General features: G+C 40.3%; 17 protein-coding genes and 1 pseudogene. 17 read left to right on the top strand and 1 reads right to left on the bottom strand.

Translation table 11 applies throughout. From position 1 onward, the window contains the following. Positions 1–176 precede the first annotated feature (176 nt). From dnaG to ACVRYP_RS01825, 9 genes are all read left to right on the top strand, one after another. Positions 177–1955 (top strand): DNA primase, encoded by a 1779-nt coding sequence (gene dnaG / locus ACVRYP_RS01865; RefSeq protein WP_447467074.1) that lies wholly within the window; start codon positions 177–179, stop codon positions 1953–1955. 3 nt (positions 1956–1958) lie between these two features. Continuing rightward, positions 1959–3077: an RNA polymerase sigma factor RpoD gene (gene rpoD, locus ACVRYP_RS01860; protein ID WP_447467073.1), complete on the top strand. Its 1119-nt coding sequence runs from the start codon at positions 1959–1961 to the stop codon at positions 3075–3077. A 94-nt stretch (positions 3078–3171) separates the two neighbouring features. Beyond that, the gene (locus tag ACVRYP_RS01855; protein WP_447467072.1) at positions 3172–3504 is read left to right on the top strand and encodes a metal-sulfur cluster assembly factor; all 333 of its coding nucleotides are present in this window, start codon (positions 3172–3174) and stop codon (positions 3502–3504) included. Between the two features lie 171 nt (positions 3505–3675). Next, a complete protein-coding gene (locus ACVRYP_RS01850) occupies positions 3676–4584 on the top strand; it encodes a LysR family transcriptional regulator (protein WP_447467071.1) in 909 nt (302 codons plus the stop codon). Further along, entirely contained in the window at positions 4581–5045 is a 465-nt protein-coding gene (gene lspA, locus ACVRYP_RS01845) for a signal peptidase II (RefSeq protein ID WP_447467070.1), read from the top strand. Before ACVRYP_RS01850 ends, lspA begins: the two co-directional genes overlap by 4 nt. Beyond that, positions 5029–5922: an RluA family pseudouridine synthase gene (locus tag ACVRYP_RS01840; protein ID WP_447467069.1), complete on the top strand. Its 894-nt coding sequence runs from the start codon at positions 5029–5031 to the stop codon at positions 5920–5922. The genes lspA and ACVRYP_RS01840 overlap by 17 nt, the downstream gene beginning before the upstream one ends. A 206-nt stretch (positions 5923–6128) precedes the next feature. After that, complete coding sequence (locus ACVRYP_RS01835) at positions 6129–7199, top strand: GntR family transcriptional regulator (protein WP_447467068.1); 1071 nt, start codon at positions 6129–6131, stop codon at positions 7197–7199. A 206-nt stretch (positions 7200–7405) separates the two neighbouring features. Then, a complete protein-coding gene (locus tag ACVRYP_RS01830) occupies positions 7406–9352 on the top strand; it encodes a glycoside hydrolase family 127 protein (RefSeq protein ID WP_447467067.1) in 1947 nt (648 codons plus the stop codon). Continuing rightward, positions 9345–9587, top strand: coding sequence for a DUF6171 family protein (locus ACVRYP_RS01825; protein ID WP_447467066.1), 243 nt, complete (start codon positions 9345–9347; stop codon positions 9585–9587). Before ACVRYP_RS01830 ends, ACVRYP_RS01825 begins: the two co-directional genes overlap by 8 nt. Positions 9588–9649: 62 nt before the next feature. Here ACVRYP_RS01825 and ACVRYP_RS01820 read toward each other — a convergent pair whose 3' ends face one another. Continuing rightward, complete coding sequence (locus ACVRYP_RS01820; protein WP_447467065.1) at positions 9650–10540, bottom strand: ArsR/SmtB family transcription factor; 891 nt, start codon at positions 10538–10540, stop codon at positions 9650–9652. A 275-nt stretch (positions 10541–10815) separates the two neighbouring features. On the opposite strand from ACVRYP_RS01820, the gene ACVRYP_RS01815 reads away from it, so the two are divergent. The 8 genes and pseudogenes from ACVRYP_RS01815 to ACVRYP_RS01780 all read left to right on the top strand — a co-directional run bounded on the left by ACVRYP_RS01815 (position 10816) and on the right by ACVRYP_RS01780 (position 19508). Next, a complete protein-coding gene (locus tag ACVRYP_RS01815) occupies positions 10816–12153 on the top strand; it encodes an ABC transporter substrate-binding protein (protein ID WP_447467064.1) in 1338 nt (445 codons plus the stop codon). Positions 12154–12301: 148 nt separating this feature from the next. Beyond that, positions 12302–13213 (top strand): carbohydrate ABC transporter permease, encoded by a 912-nt coding sequence (locus ACVRYP_RS01810; protein WP_447467063.1) that lies wholly within the window; start codon positions 12302–12304, stop codon positions 13211–13213. Between the two features lie 9 nt (positions 13214–13222). After that, entirely contained in the window at positions 13223–14056 is an 834-nt protein-coding gene (locus ACVRYP_RS01805) for a carbohydrate ABC transporter permease (RefSeq protein WP_447467062.1), read from the top strand. 4 nt (positions 14057–14060) lie between these two features. Then, positions 14061–14327 (top strand): annotated as a pseudogene (locus tag ACVRYP_RS01800) (DUF624 domain-containing protein); the annotation flags it as partial. Between the two features lie 57 nt (positions 14328–14384). Further along, positions 14385–14675 carry a hypothetical protein gene (locus tag ACVRYP_RS01795; RefSeq protein WP_447467144.1) on the top strand — a complete coding sequence of 97 codons (291 nt, stop codon included), beginning with the start codon at positions 14385–14387 and terminating at the stop codon, positions 14673–14675. Continuing rightward, a complete protein-coding gene (locus ACVRYP_RS01790) occupies positions 14668–16104 on the top strand; it encodes a glycoside hydrolase family 43 protein (protein WP_447467061.1) in 1437 nt (478 codons plus the stop codon). Before ACVRYP_RS01795 ends, ACVRYP_RS01790 begins: the two co-directional genes overlap by 8 nt. Continuing rightward, positions 16101–17060: a glycoside hydrolase family 43 protein gene (locus tag ACVRYP_RS01785; protein WP_447467060.1), complete on the top strand. Its 960-nt coding sequence runs from the start codon at positions 16101–16103 to the stop codon at positions 17058–17060. The genes ACVRYP_RS01790 and ACVRYP_RS01785 overlap by 4 nt, the downstream gene beginning before the upstream one ends. A 60-nt stretch (positions 17061–17120) precedes the next feature. Next, positions 17121–19508, top strand: a complete 2388-nt coding sequence (locus ACVRYP_RS01780) for a family 43 glycosylhydrolase (protein WP_447467059.1) — start codon at positions 17121–17123, stop codon at positions 19506–19508. Positions 19509–19526: the final 18 nt, after the last annotated feature.

The following is a 19526-nucleotide window of genomic DNA, read 5'->3' as shown; positions in this document are numbered from 1 at the left end:
AATCAAAAAATGAAAGCGATTTATTTGGCTTTTATTAGTCATCAATGAGAGAAAACAATCTCATTTGTCGTAAAATACTGCACCTGTTTTTTCTATTTTACATTTAGTCTAAATCGTGTTATCATTACTATGTTATACTGTGCTCAGAGTTTGCATTGAAGGAGGGTGATAGCTTCATGGACAAAGACTTTATTACAGAAGTAAAAAGTAATGTCAACATTGTTGATGTCATCGGAGAAGTGGTAAGCTTGACAAAAGCAGGCCGTAATTTCTTAGGCCTGTGCCCTTTTCATGGAGAGAAGACCCCCTCTTTTAATGTCGTTGAGGACAAACAGTTTTTTCATTGTTTTGGTTGTGGTAAATCTGGTGATGTCTTTAAATTTATCCAGGACTATCGGGATGTTTCTTTCCTTGAAAGTGTTGCCATAGTGGCGGAAAAAGCGGGCATTCCATTGCCAGCAGCTAATGTTAAGCCTTCCCGTCAAAGGGTAAGTCCTCATCAATCTCTTTACGATATTCACAAAGCTGCAGCTGATTTTTATCACACGGTTTTGATGACGACGAAACTAGGGGAGCGTGCTCGTTCCTATCTATATGATCGCGGCTTGGATGACGCAGTTATTAAGCATTTTCATTTGGGTCTCTCCCCTAATGAAGGTGATTATCTTTACAAGGCTCTTTCGTCTCAGTTTGATGAACAGACCTTGTTAAATTCGGCTTTATTCAATCCCAGTGAGAATCAAAAAATTTATGATGCGTTCCAAAACCGTATCATGTTTCCATTAACAGATGATAGTGGTAGAATTATTGCCTTCTCGGGTCGTATTTGGGAGTCACAAAGCAAGGATAGTCAGGAAGCCAAATACAAAAATAGCCGAGCCAGCTTAATTTTTAATAAAAGTTATGAACTTTATCATCTCAGCCAGGCTAAGGCCTCCATAAGGAAGCACCATGAAGTTTACATCATGGAAGGGTTTATGGATGTCATTGCTGCCTATAGGGCAGGAGTTGATAACACAGTAGCCTCTATGGGAACGGCTTTGACCTCTGAACATGTCAAACATCTATCGCACCATACGCAAAAAGCAGTACTCGTCTATGATGGCGATAAAGCTGGACAGGCAGCGACAGCCAAGGCTTTGGAGGAATTAAAATCGTTTACCGTCGAGATCGTTCGGTTACCGGATCAGATGGATCCAGATGAGTTTATCCAAAAGAACTCTAAAGAGGAACTAGCAAACGTCTTAAGCAAGCAACGCTTGAGTCCTGTTGAGTTTCTGCTCTATTATCTTAAACCGGATAATCTTGAAAACCTACAGGCTCAAATAAGGTTTGTGGAGCAGATGGCGCCTTTAATTGCTCAGACGTCATCCATCACGGCTCAAAATACTTATATTCATAAGCTAGCAGAATTATTGCCTGACTTTGATTACACTCAGGTCGAGTCCTCTGTGGATCAAGTTAGAGTTGCTCATAGGTCTAATCATGGTCAATTAATTCAGCATGGGGCACAAAGGCAACGAGTTACTGAACTTCCTTTTTTAAGGCAGACTAGTCCTCTGCAGAGAGCAGAAAACCAACTTTTTAATCGAATGGTTCATCATGGACTTGTATTGAATGAGTATAGACAAAGAGAGGATTTTCAATTTGTATCTCAAGAACTACAGATTCTCTACCAATTATTGTGTCAACAGGGGGAGATTACTGCAGTAGAATTAAACCAATTGGATGAAGCGGTTCAGAATGCTTGGTATTTGGCTATGGAAGAAAATCTCCCTAAAGAAGTGTCCACGGAGGAGCTCTTTCAGATTGAACGGACACGGCAACGCGAATTGCTCAAACAAGATAGCCGTCAAATAGCCCAACGCATTCGAGAAGAATCAACGATTGGGAACGAAATCGCCGCTGTTGATGAACTTAATCGACTCATCGCTCAGAAAAGAAATATGGAGTAAACTATGACAGTAAAAAAAGATGCAAAAAAAGAAGTGACTACTTTTGATGTTCAAGTAGCCGAATACATTCGAAGTCGTAAGCAAGATGGGAATGCGGTTGATGATGATATCAATGATAGTTTAGTAGTACCTTTTGGATTGGAAGCAGATGCTATTGATGACTTGTTGCAGCGTATTCAAGATGCTGGGATAGCCATTGTGGATAAAGAGGGGAATCCTTCTGCCCGTGTCATGCAAAATGAAGAAGAACCAGATCTTTCTGATGAAGAGCTTTTGGGAAGCAATTCTGCTAAGGTCAACGACCCAGTCCGCATGTATCTAAAGGAAATTGGTGTTGTTCCACTCTTAACCAATGAAGAGGAGCAAGAATTGGCTCTGGCGGTTGAGGCAGGTGATGTGGAGGCTAAGCAACGGTTGGCAGAAGCTAACTTGCGTCTGGTGGTTTCCATTGCTAAACGGTATGTTGGCCGTGGGATGCAGTTCTTGGATTTGATCCAAGAAGGAAACATGGGACTCATGAAGGCCGTTGACAAATTTGACTACTCTAAAGGGTTTAAGTTTTCGACCTATGCAACCTGGTGGATTCGTCAAGCCATTACACGTGCGATTGCTGATCAAGCCCGTACGATTCGTATCCCAGTGCACATGGTGGAAACGATTAACAAATTGGTCCGTGAACAGCGCAACCTCTTGCAGGAACTGGGCCAAGACCCGACGCCAAATCAGATTGCTGAGCGTATGGACATGACACCTGATAAGGTGCGTGAAATCTTGAAGATTGCCCAAGAACCAGTCTCGCTTGAAACGCCTATCGGTGAAGAAGATGATAGTCACTTGGGAGATTTTATCGAAGATGAAGTTATTGAAAGCCCAGAAGAGTATACGACACGTATCGTCTTGCGTGAGCAATTGGATGAAGTCCTAGATACCCTTACCGACCGTGAAGAAAATGTCCTTCGTCTACGCTTTGGTCTTGATGATGGTAAAATGCGCACCCTTGAGGATGTGGGCAAAGTCTTTAACGTGACCCGTGAGCGGATTCGCCAAATAGAGGCGAAAGCTCTCCGTAAACTCCGCCATCCGAGTCGTAGCAAACCGCTCCGTGACTTTATCGAAGATTAAAGTGGGAATGAACCGCTATTTGGAGAGTCTGTTTCAGGTTGTTGCCTTTAAAAAGGTAAGAAGAGTACTAATTGAGAGATAAGAAAGGAAGGTCATGACAGAAAAAATCTATTCCCCTGAAGAGGTGGAAGTTATCAAGCAGAACATTTTCGAAGCGCTTGAAATGGTTATTGACCCTGAGCTTGGAATCGATATTATTAATCTTGGTCTCGTCTATGACATCCGATTTGACCAAGGAAAAACGGAAATCGACATGACACTGACAACTATGGGCTGTCCCTTAGCAGATCTTTTGACCGATCAAATTTATGATGTTGTTGGTCAAATTCCGGAAGTGACAGAAACAGATGTTCGTCTAGTTTGGTCGCCAGCTTGGACAGTTGATAAAATGAGTCGTTATGCGCGTATTGCGCTTGGCATTCATTAAGAGAAAGAGTGATAGCTTTAGGCCCTTTTGAAGGATTAGCCTAAAGCTATTCTTTTTTGTTTTGGAAAGAAAAGACGAAAAAAGACTTTTAAGTTGTGCATAGAATGCGATTGAGGATTAGCGAATACCTTTTATTTCTGGTATAATAATGGGATAAGTAGAGGAAATAATATGAACATTCAACAATTACGGTATGTCGTTGCGATTGCAAATAGCGGTACTTTTCGAGAAGCGGCTGAAAAAATGTTTGTCAGTCAACCCAGTCTTTCCATTTCTGTGCGTGATTTGGAAGAGGAGCTTGGATTTAAAGTCTTTAATCGTACTAGTTCTGGAACGGTTTTGACACAAAGAGGCATGACCTTTTATGAAAAAGCTGTCGAATTGGTTAAACGGTTTGATTCTTTTGAAAATCAGTACTTGCAAAGTGAAGATGACCATGAAGAGTTTTCAATTTCAAGTCAGCATTATGATTTTTTACCACCTTTAATGGTTGAGTTTTCAGAGATTTACCCAGAACATTCAAACTTTAGAATCTTTGAATCGACTACGGTTCAGATATTGGATGAAGTGGCTCAAGGCTATAGTGAACTTGGAATTATTTATCTAAATAAAACGAATGTCAAGGGAATCACTCAAAAACTGAATAAACTTGGCCTAGAAATCGTTGATTTGATTGATTTTCAGACTCACATTTACTTGAGAAAAGGGCATCCTCTGACAAAGAAAAGTCTGATTGAGTTGAGTGATTTAAAAGGGTTACCGACGGTTCGATTTACTCAAGAAAAGGAAGAGTACCTTTATTACTCTGAAAATTTCTTTGATACCAGTGATTCCAGTAAAACCTTTAATGTAACTGATCGTGCTACTTTAAACGGAATTTTAGAACGGACAGATGCTTATGCAACAGGATCAGGTTTCTTAGATAGTGAAAGTGTCCATGGTATTGTGGTTATCCCTGTGAAAGATGGCCAAGAAAACCGTATGGTCTATGTCAAACGCAAGGATCAAGCCTTATCACAAGTTGCTGTCAAATTTGTTGCCGTCATGCAAGACTATTTTGATAAAAAGAGGACTTTATGAGAAAGAGAATCATTGCTCTCATTATTGTTAGTTTAATTGCCTTAGACCAGTGGGTCAAACTTTATACAGTTAATACCATTGGGTTAGGTGAAACAAAAGCCTTTATACCAGGGATTATGAGTTTAACCTATTTGAAAAATTATGGCGCCGCTTTTTCAATTCTGCAAAATCAACAGTGGTTCTTTATTCTCATTACAATCGTCATTATGGGTATTGCTATACGTTATTTGTGGCGGAATATTGATGAAGGCCCACTAGTAATAACGAGTTTAATCTTGATTATTGCAGGGGGGATCGGTAACTTTATTGATCGGGTACGTCTAGGCTATGTTGTGGATATGTTTCAGACAGAGTTTATGAATTTTGCAGTGTTCAATGTGGCTGATAGTTATCTGACGGTAGGAGTTGTCCTGCTATTTATTTATATTTTGAAAGAGGAGATGCATGGAAGTCATCATTAAAACAGGAGGGGTTCGCCTCGATAAGGCCTTGGCTGATGAAACAGATTTGTCTCGGACCATTGCTAACGAGCAAATTAAAACAGGTCAGGTACTAGTCAATGGTCAGGAGAAAAAGGCGAAGTATATCGTGCAAGCTGGTGATGTGGTGACTTATGAAGCTCTTGTTGAAGAAGTATTAGATTATGTCGCAGAAAATATTCCTTTAGACATTATTTATCAGGATAATGACGTAGCAGTGGTCAATAAGCCACAAGGGATGGTGGTTCATCCTTCAGCTGGTCATACTAGAGGGACATTGGTCAATGCATTACTGTATCACATTAAGGACCTATCAGCTATCAATGGCGTCATTCGTCCTGGAATAGTGCACCGGATTGATAAAGATACATCAGGCCTTTTAATGGTTGCTAAAAATGACCAAGCACATCTAGCGCTTGCTGATGAATTAAAAGCTCAAAAGTCCTTGCGAAAATATGTCGCCATTGTTCATGGTAATCTGCCCAACGATCGTGGTATGATCGAGGCACCTATCGGTCGATCAGACAAAGATCGCAAGAAGCAAGCTGTGACAGGAAAAGGAAAACCTGCTGTCACGCGCTTTCAGGTTTTGGAACGCTTTGGAGACTATACGCTAGTGGAATTAACCCTTGAAACAGGTCGTACTCACCAAATCCGTGTTCACATGGCCTATATCGGTCATCCTGTTGCGGGAGATCCAGCTTATGGACCCAAGAAAACCTTGCCTGGCGAGGGACAATTTCTCTATGCAGAAACTCTAGGATTTACACATCCAACTACTGGAGAGCTGATGACATTCACAGCTCCTTTGCCAGAAGTGTTTGAACAAACGTTAACGAAACTTCGTCAAAATAGCTAAACCTAGCAAACCAGATTAGCAGTTGCCAAATCTGGTTTTTAAGTACGACGATTAATCATAAAACATATGCCCTGCAGTTTTAGGCACCAAATCATTTAATTTCTCTACGATAGAAGTAGTATTGACAAGGTGCGAACTCAAGCTTTGACTTGCATACATCTCATCAGTGTGTTAGACTAGATGTATGGACAATTAGGAGAGTAAGCATGGTAGCTAAGTATCAGCAAATCGCAGATGATTTGCAATCAAAAATCAAAAATCAAGAGTATCCAACAGGGAGTATGATCCCACCAGAAAGTAAGTTAAGGGAAATCTATCAAGTCAGTCGCTACACTATCCGTCAAGCAATTGGTGTATTGGTAGATAAAGGCTATTTGAGGGCTGAAAAAGGAGCTGGGACGTATGTACTGGATCCTGATGTACCGCTCGCCCAAAAGGCAACGAAGACGATTGGGGTTATGACGACTTACTTGTCAGACTATATTTTTCCAACCATTATTGAAAGTATTGAGGAAGTGCTTCGCTCTAAGGGCTATGCACTCCTTTTAAGTGCAACCCACAATGACCCTATCCAAGAAGAAGCCTGTCTTCAAGCTATGATTGCGCAAGGTGTTGATGGACTTTTAATCGAGCCGACCTCCAGTAACCTCTATAATGCGAATATCGCCTACTATGCCAAGCTCAAAGAAAGTGGATTGCCGATTCTATTTCTCAATGCCTACTATGATATGTTGGACATTCCTTATGTCAGTTTGGATGATAGTAAAGCGGGAGAAGTTGCCACTCATTACTTGATTGAAAATGGTCATACAGATATTGGGTTGTTGACAAAGCTTGATGACCTCCAAGGTAAATTACGCATGAAGGGCTATGTTCGAGCCCATGAAGCTGAAAACATGGCTTTTAGAGCTGAGAACATTGCTACCTTTACTACTAAGGATCAAAAAGAGGTTGTTAAAGCCTATGCGGATGCTCTTGTGACATCAGACAGTGCTCCTACAGCAGTAGTTTGTTATAATGATGAAGTGGCTAGTCAGCTCATCAGACAACTTCAAAAACATCACTATACTGTCCCAAAAGATTTATCAATCGTCAGTCATGATAACTCCTACCTTGCTAAGGTTTATCAACTTACGAGTGTTATCCATCCTCAACGACAGTTAGGCAAATACGCTGCTGAACAGTTAATTCAATGCATCGAAAAACAAAAAACGCTCCAAATCAAAGAATTCGGAGCTGAATTGAAAATGAGAAGTTCGGTGGAGAAGAAAAACTAAAAACGGTTAGGGCTGATCAAAATAAAAAGCTAGTTGTAAAACTGGTTTTTTATTTTTAGAACAAAAGTCATAGTATTATTAAAATCAGAAACCATTTTGATAATTCTATTGCTAATATTATGACAACGATTTCTATAGAATAACTTTACATGTCTGGACAAAGTTGTTAAAATAAACTGTAAGCGTTTTATGGTTATGGAGGAAGAATGAAAGCATTTCGTTTAAACCAAGTAAACATAACGTCAGAGTTTTGGAACTATTACCTTGACCTTATTCGCACGGAGACCCTACCTTATCAATTAGCAGTCCTAAAAGATGAGATTGATGTTGATGTGCAGGCAGAACGTCAGGATGCTAGCTTGCCTGCTGGGAAAAGTCATGCGATTGAAAACTTTAAAATTGCAGCCGGCTTATCAGAGGGAGATCTTTTTGGCTGGTTTTTCCAAGACAGCGATGCCTATAAATGGTTAGAGGCTGTTGGCTACCAACTGCAAATAACTGAAGATTTCAAGTTAGAAGCTGCAGCAGATGAGCTCATTGACATCATTGCCCAGGCTCAGGAACCGACGGGTTACCAGAACACCTATTTTCAATTACGCTTCCCAGATTTAAAATACCGTCAGCTCTATTTTAGCCATGAACTGTATTGCGCAGGTCATTTGATTGAAGGAGCTATTGCCTATCATCAGGCCACCGGTAAGGCTAAAATTTTAGATATTGTCCTTCGGTTTGTGGACAATATTGCAGAGCATTTCGGCTGGGGCCAAGGACAGATACAGGGAGCAGATGGGCACCAAGAAATTGAACTAGCTCTTTTGAAACTCTATGATTATACAGGTGATGAAAAGTGTCTCGAGCTGGCAAACTTTTTCTTAGAAATTAGAGGGCTAGATACTGATTTTTACCACAAGGAAATTGTCCGTAATTTGAAAGATGGCTTGTCGTCTGATAATCCACCAGTTGATTTGATCTATTTACAGGCTTATACTCAACCTAAATATCAAGAGGTTGCGCTTGGTCATGCAGTCCGTATGCTTTACATGTCTACAGCGATGGCCAAGCTGGTTCAGTATCTGGATAATGAAGAGTTAAAAGAAGCTTCCCATAAGATTTGGGAAGACATCACCAAGCACAAGATGTATATTACGGGTGGCGTGGGCAGTACAGTCCATGGGGAAGCCTTTGTAGGTCCCTACGATTTGCCCAATGATACCATGTACTGTGAAACCTGTGCCTCTATCGCCCTCCTGTATTTTGCCTATGAACTCTTTAAGATATCTCCTAAGGGTGAGTATATTGATGTGATGGAGCGGGTTCTCTACAATGGTATCTTGTCAGGGGCTGCCTTAGACGGGAAGCATTTCTTCTATGTCAATCCGTTAGAGGTAGACATAGAATCATGTCGCTTTAATCCGGATAAGGGGCATGTCAAGCTAGAACGTCCTGACTGGTTGGGGTGTGCGTGCTGCCCACCGAATTTCGCAAGAACCATTTCGTCTATTGGGAACTATATCTATACGCCGTTTGAGGATTCCATCTATCTGAACCTCTATGTGGCATCTGATCTGGTCACAGAAGACTTTGAGTTACATCAAGAAACAGCTTTTCCAACTGGTGACAGTGTCAGCGTGTTTTATAAAGGAATGCCTAAGCATTTAGTTCTTAGAAAACCTTACTGGGCGACAGAATTTCAGGTCACTTGTTGTGGCGGAGACATAATGGCTGAGACAGATGACTGGGTAACAGTGGCACTAAGTAATGAAGCAGAAGTCAAGATTAGCTTTAAACAGCCTTTGTTGACTATTACAGCAAATCCACTTGTTCAGTCAACAGTTGGAAAAGTGGCCTTTCAAAAAGGGCCCTTTGTCTACTGTGGACAGACACTTCAAAATCCTTGCCTTGACTGGTGTCGTATTCCGAAGCATTTTGAGGGTGAATATGAGGCCACTCTAGCGACGGATCTTGCTCTTTCCTATCCGCTAGTAACCATCCCTGCCTTAAAAGTTCCGGCTTGGGAAGGTCTTTATCGCTTTAATGGAGATAAAGAAGTAACAGAGCCAACACCACTTCACCTGATGCCTTATTTCCTCTGGGCTAATCAAGGGGTGACTGGCATGCGCGTGTGGTTCCCTAAGGAGGTAGCAGATGACTAATCTTTGTTTTGGGTGCGATATCAAAAAACACGTCGAAGGCGAAGCCATAGAAGAAATGATTGCTTTTCAATTGGCAATGGAAACCAATAAGGTGGATGAAAAAGAGTGGCAAAGACGTCAAAGCATTTGTGAAAGTTGTCCTGCCCGTCAAGGGCCTACATGTAGTAAATGCGGTTGTTTCTATAAATTTAGAACAGCTCTTGAAGGGAAATCCTGTCCTATTAACCTTTGGTAATTAAAAAAAACTAGCGATATTGGTCACTACAGATGTTGTGATCAGTATCGCTAGTTTTTGTGTTAGTTGTAAAAAAGTTTTATCTTGATATCTTGGTCGTAGTTCCCAAAAGCTTTCCCAAATAAGGTACAGCCACCAACGTTTTTAGCATCTTCCTTGACTTCAACTTTAAATTTCCAGGTATCCACAAAGGGATCAATATCAGAAATTACAAGATCAGAGATAGGGTCACCATCCATATAGGTGCCGTGATTCATGATACGAATGGTCTTTAAGAGTCCATACTGGTTTAAATTATCGGGATACCAGTCGGGGGTGTTTTTCCCTCTGATATCTGCAAAGTCTCCAGGACTGGTCCAGGTTCCTAATTCCATATCGTTAAGAAAAAAAGTGATGTCTGATGGCCAGTTGTCATTGGCAAAGGGGAATTCTGATGAGATTTCAAAGGAAATCTCCATCATCATCAATTCTTCGTCATCATTTAGTAGATTAGGGGATTTATACTCCAAAAACCCTTTGGTAAACCAGACAATTTGCGCGTCCATTCGCTCCGGAACAATAAAGTACTTGGGCTCGTCAACTGGTCCAATAAACTGCTCAGCACTAGCCAGACCGCAAGTCGGTTCAACGGAGTAGTCAGTATAGTGGCCGACTGGGATAGAGATTTCCTTGGTTGAATAAGAACTGAAGAGCTGCTTAGGAAAATGGATAACGACCTTCTCAACCCTAAGGCTACACACTTTTTGGTGCCCAATGCGTTCCGTTTTGATCAATTGGGCCTTTTCCAGTTTTTGAATATGCTTTGTTGTGATAGCGCTACTGAGCTTTAAAGTATCAGCAAGTTCCCTGATATTCATTTTATGTTTTGCTAGCAGTTGGACAATTTCTAACCTTACCTTGCTAGCCAGAGCTTCATAGACCGGCAGAGCGTCCTGAGTTGTTTCTAGTTCCATATCCGTTTCTCCTTTTTTTAATCATAACAAAAAAATTAACAAATGTAAACGATTTCTGTTTATCTTATATTATATTTAACTAATAAGTTAATCTAGTAAAAAATATTAATATTTTTGATAAAAAGTGTTGACAAAGGCTATTTATAAGGATATACTATAATCGTAAAAAATAATAAAACGCTTACAAAAATAAAGGAGGTATCCAAAATTCGAAAAAGATTAATAAAAAAGTTAATTAAAACCAAAATTTATTTATTTTAAAAAAGGAGAAAAAAATGAAGAAATGGTTGAAAAGCGCGCTTGTTTTAGCAGGATTAAGTTCACTTGTTTTGACAGGTTGTGGAAATGGCGGAGGGTCCTCTAGTGATGGTGGAGACTCTGATACTCTGACGTTCATGTTCCGTGGCGGTGAGGACGAGAAAAAAGCTTACCAAGCAGCAATCAATAAATTTGAAGAAGCTGAAGGTGTTAAAGTAAAAATTATTGCTACTGATGCAGACCAATATGCTACCAAACTCCAGGCAGCTATCTCAGGCGGGAATACACCAGATGTCTTCTATGTGGAGCAACATAATTTGATGGCCTATGTGGACAATGGTGTCCTTCTTGATATTACAGGATATGTGGAAGATTCAGACTTCGATCTTGGTAATATTTGGGAATATGGGGTAAATACCTATCGTTATGATGGTAAGCAAGTAGGAAAAGGTCCTCTCTATGGACTTCCGAAAGACTTAGGTCCTTTTGCCCTTGGTTATAACAAAGACATGTTCAAAGAAGCTGGAATTGAGTTACCAGATAAGGACAAGCCTTATACATGGGATGAATTTGTTAAAGTTTCTAAAGATTTAACTAAGGATACCAGTGGTGATGGCAAAGTTGATCAGTGGGCTACTGGTTTCAACGTTAACTGGAGTTTACAGGCCTTTGTTTGGAGTAATGGTGGTGACTGGGTTAACGAAGCTAAAGATACTGTAACCGTTGATACACCAGAATTTGCAGAAGCTCTTCAATACTTCGCTGATTTGCAAAATGTCCATGAAGTAACACCTTCTATTGCAGATGCTCAAACACTTGATACTTATCAACGTTGGATGAATGGTGAAATTGCCTTCTTCCCAGTTGGACCTTGGGATATGAGCACCTATGCAGGTCTTGATTTTGAGTATGACTTAATTCCTTGGCCAGCTGGTAAAACTGGTAAACCGGCTACATTTATTGGTTCACTAGGTATCGGTGCATCTAGTAAAACTAAAAATCCTGAAAAAGCTGCTAAACTGGTAGAGTATCTCAGTGCATCTGAAGAAGGTCAGCAACAATTGGTTGATGCTCAAATTCAAATTCCTAACTTGATTGATATGGCTGAAGAATGGGCTTCAGATACGACTACTGTTCCAAATAACCGTAAAGAATTCCTTGACATTGTTCAAGATTACGGTCATCCAATGCCAGCGGCATGGACTTACACAGCTGAATGGTATGATGAGTTCTTCATTAATATTCAAACAGTACTTGATGGTGATGTTACTGCTGAAGATTACGTGAAGGAAATGCAACCTAAGATGCAAGAAAAATTAGATGCGGCAAATCAACAAAAAGAAATGGCTCAGTAACTTTTATACGCTTTGTTAAAATACTGCAGTAACCTAAAACAAGCTGTATCGAATGATTAGTGCTCTTGTTTCTTATCACTCTATAAAGATTAGGTGGGGCTGAGAGTCAATAGATTTCTCAGCCCTCTTTTTAAAAAGGAGAACCAACATGTCTCAAACTCAAACTGTCAAAAGGCCCAAAAGTAAACTTCATGCAAGTGAGCATCGGGCTGCATTTCTGTTTGTAATCTTACCCATAGTAGGATTTTTAGCCTTTTCTCTACTGCCCTTCCTCTATTCCATCTATGCTTCACTAACGGACTGGAATGGTTTGGGGAGAATGAATTTTGTAGGGATGAGTAATTTTCAAAAATTATTTAAAGATCCCTATTTTTATCAAACCATGGGGAATACGGTCTATCTGATGATTGGTATCCCAATCGGATTGCTGTTGTCATTTGCTCTAGCATCGGCTTTAAGTCGCGGTATTAAAGGAACGACTATTTTTAGGACAGTTTACTACATCCCTGTTATTTCTTCCTTGGCAGCGATTTCTATTTTGTGGCAATGGGCTTATAACGGTGACTTTGGTTTGGTCAACCAAGTGTTAGAAATATTTGGTATTGATGGACCTAACTGGTTGCAAAACCCAACAACCGTTAAACCAGCTATCATCATTATGACTATTTGGAAAGGGCTTGGGCACTCCATGTTGCTCTATTTAGCAGCCATTCAAAGTGTCCCTAAGACATTTTATGAAGCGGCCGAACTTGACGGTGCCTCTTCGTTCCAGAAATTTACCAACATCACTTGGCCTATGGTAAGACCAGTAACATTCTTCTTAATTGTAACCAACATTATTGGTGGTTCACAAATCTTTACTGAAATTAACATTATGACACCAACAGGTGGACCTAAATACGGGTCAGCTACTATTGTTTGGTATATCTGGCAAAAAGCCTTTAAAAACTTCCAAATGGGGTACGCAAGTAGTATGGCCTTAGTATTGGCAGTCATTGTGTTTGCTGTTACAGCCCTACAATTCTGGTTGAATAAGCGCTCAGAATACACTTTAGATTAGGAGAAGAAAATGAAACAAAGAAAACTTTCAAATGTCCTAATTGTAATCATCTTACTGATTGGTTCAATCGTCATGGTTGGCCCACTCTTGTGGATGGTTTCGACCTCTTTAAAAGACAAGGCAGGGGTTTTTCAACTACCACCTCAATGGATTCCTAATCCTATCAAGTGGGATGCTTATCAACGTCTCCTCGAACTAGATACCTTGATATCAGGTATCAAAAATACGGTTATTGTTTCCCTGACTGTTACGATAATAGGGACCATTACATCTAGTATGGCGGCCTTTGCGTTTGCAAAATTAAGACTTCCATTTAAAAACTTGCTGTTCATTATTCTTCTTGGAGCTTTGATGGTTCCTTATCCAGTTGTCATGATTCCGCAATTCATGATGTTCTCAAAAATTGGATGGGTTGATACCTTGCTTCCACTGATCATACCTGGTTTGTTCGGTAATATCACGATGATTTTCTTCTTGAGACAATATCTGTCTAATATTCCTGATTCGGTAGTAGAAGCAGCTAAGATTGATGGAGCTACTTACCCCAAAATCTTCTTTAATTTGATTTTCCCGTTGATTCGACCAGCGGTAGCCGCTCAATTTATTCTATGGTTTATGGCGGTATGGAATGACTACCTTGCGCCATTGATTTACCTCAATACTCCAGAAAAGCAAACCTTGCAAGTTGTTATTGCGAACTTGAATGCAGCTTATGCTATTCAAACAGACTATCCATTGATTATGGCGGCATCTGTCATCTCATTGTTACCAGTATTGACAGTATTCATTATTTTCCAAAAACAAATTATTGAATCTATCGCCTTATCTGGTATGAAAGGTTAACATTATGGTATGGAATAGATTAATGGAGTGGCTTCATATTGCAGTCTTATTCATCCTTTTGAACATCTTATGGATCTTGGCGTGTATTATTGGACTGGGGATTTTTGGTCTTATTCCGAGTACAGTAGCCACTATGGATGTTATAAAAGATAGAATGTATTTTAAAACTGACTACAGTTATTTTGAAATCACGAAACAGTTTTTCAAGAGTTTTTCTTTAACCTTCAAACATCATAAATTAGTTTTAGTTGTACCAACTGTTCTATTAATCGTTTTTATATTGGAGTGGTTTTTAATTAGAGGAGTGGACATCCTCAGAGCAGGTTTTATGATTCCAACGACCTTGATTATTTTCTATCTCCTAATCATGATTCTCAATAGTTCTTATCTGATGACAGTTGAAACGAAAATTGATTTGTCTTATTTCAAGTTTATTGTTTTAAGTCCCTTGGTATTTTTAAGATCATCTTTGATTAGTGTGCTTAGCCTCATTACCTTCTTCATTTTATCTATTTCCTATCCTTTGATAAGCTTGTTTTCGATTGCTCTGTTTATTTTCACGATTCATAGAGTTCTTAAAATGGACTACGCCAAGAAAGGATGGGGAGTTCTTGACTAAAAAACGATTAGCTTTCTTATGTTTAACCATGTGTTTACTTGCTGGTTGTAAAAGCCAAGTAGAACCAGTGAAACAGCAGCTTCAGGACCCACAGTTTGAAAATGTGAGTGTACATGATCCGTCGATCATTAAAAGTGACGATGAGTTCTATATCGTGGGTTCCCATGCTATGTTGGCAAAGTCAGTGGATTTAATCAAGTGGGAACAATTAGCAGATTCCGTCCCAACAGATATTTTGTTTGAAGATATTCGAGCAGACTTAAAAGAAGAATTTGCTTATGCAAAAACCAATACACTTTGGGCAAGTGATCTTGTTCAATTAAAAAATGGTAAGTATTATTTATACTATTGTCTCTGTGTTGGAGATTCTCCTTTGTCTGTTTTGGGAGTTGCTGTAGCAAATTCTGTTGATGGTCCTTTCAAGAAGGTCGAGTCCTTCCTTTATTCTGGCACCAGCCCACAGTTTGGCCAAACCTATGATGCTACCAAGCATCCTAATGTCATAGATCCTCATGTTTTCTATGATAATGATGAGAAACTATGGATGGTCTATGGGTCTTATTCGGGCGGTATCTTTATTCTTGAGATGGATGAAGAAACGGGATTACCACAAGAAGGTCAGGGCTACGGAAAACACCTACTAGGTGGTAATCATAGTCGTATTGAAGCGCCTTATATCCAATACAATAAGGATACAGGTTATTACTATCTCTTTACGTCCTTTGGCGGTTTAACAGCAGATGGGGGTTATCAAATAAGAGTAGCACGCTCTAAAACACCAGATGGTCCCTATGAAGATATGGAAGGCAACCTCATGGATTCTGTAAAAGGCGCTGCTGGCACTGTGTTTGATGATTTCAGTATTCAAGACTACGGTGTCAAACTAATCGGTAATTTTAGCTATGAACCGGACGATGGATTGACTAATGCTGGTTATATGTCTCCAGGACATAATTCCACTTATTATGATGAAGAGACTGGTAACTACTATGCCATTTTCCATACTCGGTTTTTAAATGCTGGGGAAATACATGAAGTCAGGGTTCATCAAATGTATTTTACAGAAGACGGATGGCCAGTGTTAGCACCATTAAGATATAGTGGCGAAGTTATTGATCAGTATCAAATCAATCAAGTGGCCAGTTCTTATCGCTTGCTTGAGTTTGATAAAGACATTACAGCAGATTTTATAGAACCTCAGTCTGTTCAATTGGGCAGAAATGAGAAGTTAACGGGTGATTTATCAGGAACGTGGCAATTAGCTTCAGATAACATCACCGAAGATTCTAGTATTAAGATTGAAGGAGTCACCTATCGAGGGAAGTTTGTCTCAAATTGGGATGAACGACAAGAGAAACAGGTAATGACTTTTACAGGTATTTCTGCTAAGGGCGTTCCCTTATTTATGATAGAGGAGAAAGAAAAATGAGTATTAATGGAATTTATAAAAATCCGATTGTATTAGAGCGAGCAGATCCTTGGGTATACAAACACACGGATGGCTATTATTATTTTACAGGATCAGTTCCTGGCTATCAGTCTATTGAATTGCGTCGTGCCAAAACATTGAATGATTTAGGCGATCATGCTGAAATCGTGACCGTTTGGGAAGCGCATGAATCTGGTCCACTCAGTGAGTTGGTCTGGGCGCCAGAGATTCACTTTCTTCAAGGGAAGTGGTATATCTACTTCGCAGCGAGTAACCACGCGGTTGAACGTAATCAGCACAATCACCATAGAATGTTTGTCATTGAAAACAGCAATGCTGATCCAATGACAGGTGATTGGGTGGAAAAAGGCCAAATCAAAACACAGTTTGAAAGCTTCAGTATTGATGCGACTGTTTTTGAAGTTGAAGATGAATTGTATTACGTTTGGGCACAGTTGGATCCAAGGATTCCTGGCAACTCAAACCTTTACATTTCAAAAATGGCTAATCCATGGACCTTGGAAGGCAAGCAAACGGTCTTGACCATTCCTGAATACGATTGGGAAAAAATCGGCTTTATGGTTAATGAAGCACCGGCAGCGATTATCCGAAATGGCAAAGTTTTTGTGACCTTCTCTGCCAGTGCGACTGATGAAAACTATGCTGTAGGCTTGTTGTGGGCCAATGTTGGCGATGATCTTTTAGATGGTTATTCTTGGAACAAACTGGACAAACCAGTCTTTGTATCGTCGGAAAAAAATAGCCTGTATGGTCCCGGACATAATTCCTTTACCCGTAATGAAGATGATACTGAAGATGTGATGATCTTCCATGCACGGCCAGAAAAAAATAAAGAAGGCGATCCTTTGGACAATCCAAACCGTCATGCCAATGCTCAAGTCTTTACTTGGGATGAGAATGGATTCCCGGTATTTGGGGAACCTGGTGATGCCTAATCGAAAATAAATAAGTAATTGCAATTCTGTCATAGTTAAATAAGTAGTAAAGGAAATCAGATGAAACATAATCCATTTGCATTTAACAATTGTCGTCAACGTTACTCACTTAGGAAAAGCTATATGGGCGCTTGCAGCGTACTATTAGGGACAATTTTATTGCTTTCAGTCGCTCCTGTTGTATCAGCTGATGAATCAAGGCCATCTGATAACTCAACAACATTATTAGAGCCTACGGCTCTAACTAATGATGAACAGTCAACAGACAACATCGGTGAGGATACATTATCTAGTAAAGATAATGTGTCTTCTGAAACGGTACCTGGAGTTTCAACACATCCAGATGAATCTGAATTACTCGCCAATGATGTTCAAGATGGAGAGGTTCCTGAGGTCGTTGCTCTGACTGAACCCGCAAATGAAGAAGCCTTGAGCGGAGACACAGAGAATCTGGAATCAGTAGCTGTAACACCAGTATCTACAAGACAAGCGGTAGGAACATTAGAAGAGAGAGAAGCTTTTAGTCGCGTGTCAGTCCACGACCCATCCATTTTTTATGATGACACCACTGGCACTTACTATGTCTTTGGCTCTCACTTAGCTCAGGCTAAGTCAGATGACTTACAGAATTGGACAGCACTATTTGGCAGAGAATATGAAAATCCGTCTAGTGTTCTGGGAGATCTCAATGAGAACTTAGCGCCAGTCTTTGAATGGGCTGGTTATGATGATGCAGATACTGCTGGAGGCAGGTATTCTGTCTGGGCACCTGATGTACTGTGGAACCCTTCTTATCAGTGGGAGGATGGCACAGCAGGGGCATACATGTATTATTTCTCCTCCTCGTCAACATGGAGACGGTCTGTCATTGGTTATGCAGTCTCTAAGGAAGTAGAAGGCCCTTACGACTTTAAAGATACGCTGATTTACTCAGGATTCACCAAAGAAAATGCAACGGATGGTAGCAGTCGTAACATTCATTACTCCAATACGCATATCGACGAATTGATCGAAGCAGGTATTATCGTAGATGGTTTCAATGACAAGTGGAACCGTGACAACGGTCATGCCTATGATAATGACTATGCACCAAATGCGATTGATGCCAATGTCTTTTTCGATAAGGACGATCGCCTCTACATGTCCTATGGATCGTGGTCTGGGGGTATCTATCTTTTAGAGCTTGATCCAGTGACTGGTAAAGCGATTTACCCCGGTATCGATGGTGTAACGCCTGATGGACGGCGGATTGATCGTTATTTTGGAACCCATTTGCTGGGAGGATGGCACCAATCCGGTGAAGCCCCCTACATTGTTTACGATGCCGATACGGATTATTACTACCTCTTTGTCACTTATGGTGGCTTGACCCGTGAGGGTGGCTACAACATGCGCTTGTTCCGTTCTAAAACGGTAGACGGCTTGTATGTAGATACCCAAGGCAATAATCCTCAATACACTGGCTGGACCCCTGAGCCAATTAATACGGCGTATGGCCTCAAGGTGATGGGGAATTATAATTTTAATGATTTTGATGCAGCTTACATGTCTCCGGGCCATAACTCAGCCTTCATTGATGAAAATGGTGACTGGTACCTGGTTTATCATACCCGATTTGATCAAGGTAGTGAGTATCATGAAGTCAGAGTGCATCGCATGGTCATGACGGAAGACGGCTGGCCTGTAGCCTTGCCGTATGAATTTTACGAAAAAGAAAAAGCGCTTACCTTGGCTTCTGATTCTGAGTTGGCAGGTGAGTATGAATTTGTTAATCACGGGACAGATAGTAGCGGTCGCGCGATTCCAAAAGCTTCTATCATTTTACATGAGGATGGCACAGTTTCAGGAGGATTTACAGGAACTTGGACAACTGCATCTCAAGATGGTCTCTATCACCTTAACCTCACAAGTGTGGATGGTCATGTTTATAAAGGTCAGTTTGCTCTTCAATATGCTGAAAGGTCTAGTCAAGTGAAACTTGTTTTCGCTCTTGTCGGTGATGATAATACGGTTCTTTGGGGAAGTAAAGACTATGAACTCAAAGAGATTGAGGTTATTGATGATCCGGAAGATGACGACCTTGAGCTTCCTGAAAACATTGACAAGCCAGAGGAAGAGCCTAATCCTGAAGAAACGCCTAAACCAGACGTAAATGGCCATGTTAAGCCTTTGATTCCTAATAATTCAATACATGAAGCAATTGGAAATTCAACGGTCACTAATAGTGGTCAATCTGAAGTGGTATCAAATGCAGTTAAAAAAGAATCAAATGACTTAAACCTCCCACAAACTGTCGAGACGGATGCTGAAGTAAGTCTTAATCTGTCAAATTCCTCAAAATCCTTGCCAAAAACAGGAGATAAACGGTCATTTAGTTCGTCAATAGGCCTCATTCTTTTCGGCCTTTTGGGGAGTGTTCCTTTCTTATCAAAAAAGAAAAAGTCATAAGGCAGAAATGCTGTAGTA

Source organism: Streptococcus rifensis (assembly GCF_053203525.1).
Note: the sequence above shows the minus strand (reverse complement) of the source record. Positions and strands in the feature narration are given on the sequence as shown.

Excerpts from the sequence above, each read along its gene's own strand:
- ACVRYP_RS01780 (WP_447467059.1), top strand. The coding sequence starts at position 17,121 with ATGAAACATAATCCATTTGCATTTAACAATTGTCGTCAACGTTACTCA.
- ACVRYP_RS01825 (WP_447467066.1), top strand. The coding sequence starts at position 9,345 with ATGACTAATCTTTGTTTTGGGTGCGATATCAAAAAACACGTCGAAGGC.
- ACVRYP_RS01850 (WP_447467071.1), top strand. The coding sequence starts at position 3,676 with ATGAACATTCAACAATTACGGTATGTCGTTGCGATTGCAAATAGCGGT.
- rpoD (WP_447467073.1), top strand. The coding sequence starts at position 1,959 with ATGACAGTAAAAAAAGATGCAAAAAAAGAAGTGACTACTTTTGATGTT.
- ACVRYP_RS01815 (WP_447467064.1), top strand. The coding sequence starts at position 10,816 with ATGAAGAAATGGTTGAAAAGCGCGCTTGTTTTAGCAGGATTAAGTTCA.
- ACVRYP_RS01820 (WP_447467065.1), bottom strand. The coding sequence starts at position 10,540 with ATGGAACTAGAAACAACTCAGGACGCTCTGCCGGTCTATGAAGCTCTG.
- ACVRYP_RS01835 (WP_447467068.1), top strand. The coding sequence starts at position 6,129 with ATGGTAGCTAAGTATCAGCAAATCGCAGATGATTTGCAATCAAAAATC.
- lspA (WP_447467070.1), top strand. The coding sequence starts at position 4,581 with ATGAGAAAGAGAATCATTGCTCTCATTATTGTTAGTTTAATTGCCTTA.
- ACVRYP_RS01805 (WP_447467062.1), top strand. The coding sequence starts at position 13,223 with ATGAAACAAAGAAAACTTTCAAATGTCCTAATTGTAATCATCTTACTG.
- ACVRYP_RS01840 (WP_447467069.1), top strand. The coding sequence starts at position 5,029 with ATGGAAGTCATCATTAAAACAGGAGGGGTTCGCCTCGATAAGGCCTTG.
- dnaG (WP_447467074.1), top strand. The coding sequence starts at position 177 with ATGGACAAAGACTTTATTACAGAAGTAAAAAGTAATGTCAACATTGTT.
- ACVRYP_RS01855 (WP_447467072.1), top strand. The coding sequence starts at position 3,172 with ATGACAGAAAAAATCTATTCCCCTGAAGAGGTGGAAGTTATCAAGCAG.
- ACVRYP_RS01785 (WP_447467060.1), top strand. The coding sequence starts at position 16,101 with ATGAGTATTAATGGAATTTATAAAAATCCGATTGTATTAGAGCGAGCA.
- ACVRYP_RS01810 (WP_447467063.1), top strand. The coding sequence starts at position 12,302 with ATGTCTCAAACTCAAACTGTCAAAAGGCCCAAAAGTAAACTTCATGCA.
- ACVRYP_RS01795 (WP_447467144.1), top strand. The coding sequence starts at position 14,385 with ATGATTCCAACGACCTTGATTATTTTCTATCTCCTAATCATGATTCTC.
- ACVRYP_RS01830 (WP_447467067.1), top strand. The coding sequence starts at position 7,406 with ATGAAAGCATTTCGTTTAAACCAAGTAAACATAACGTCAGAGTTTTGG.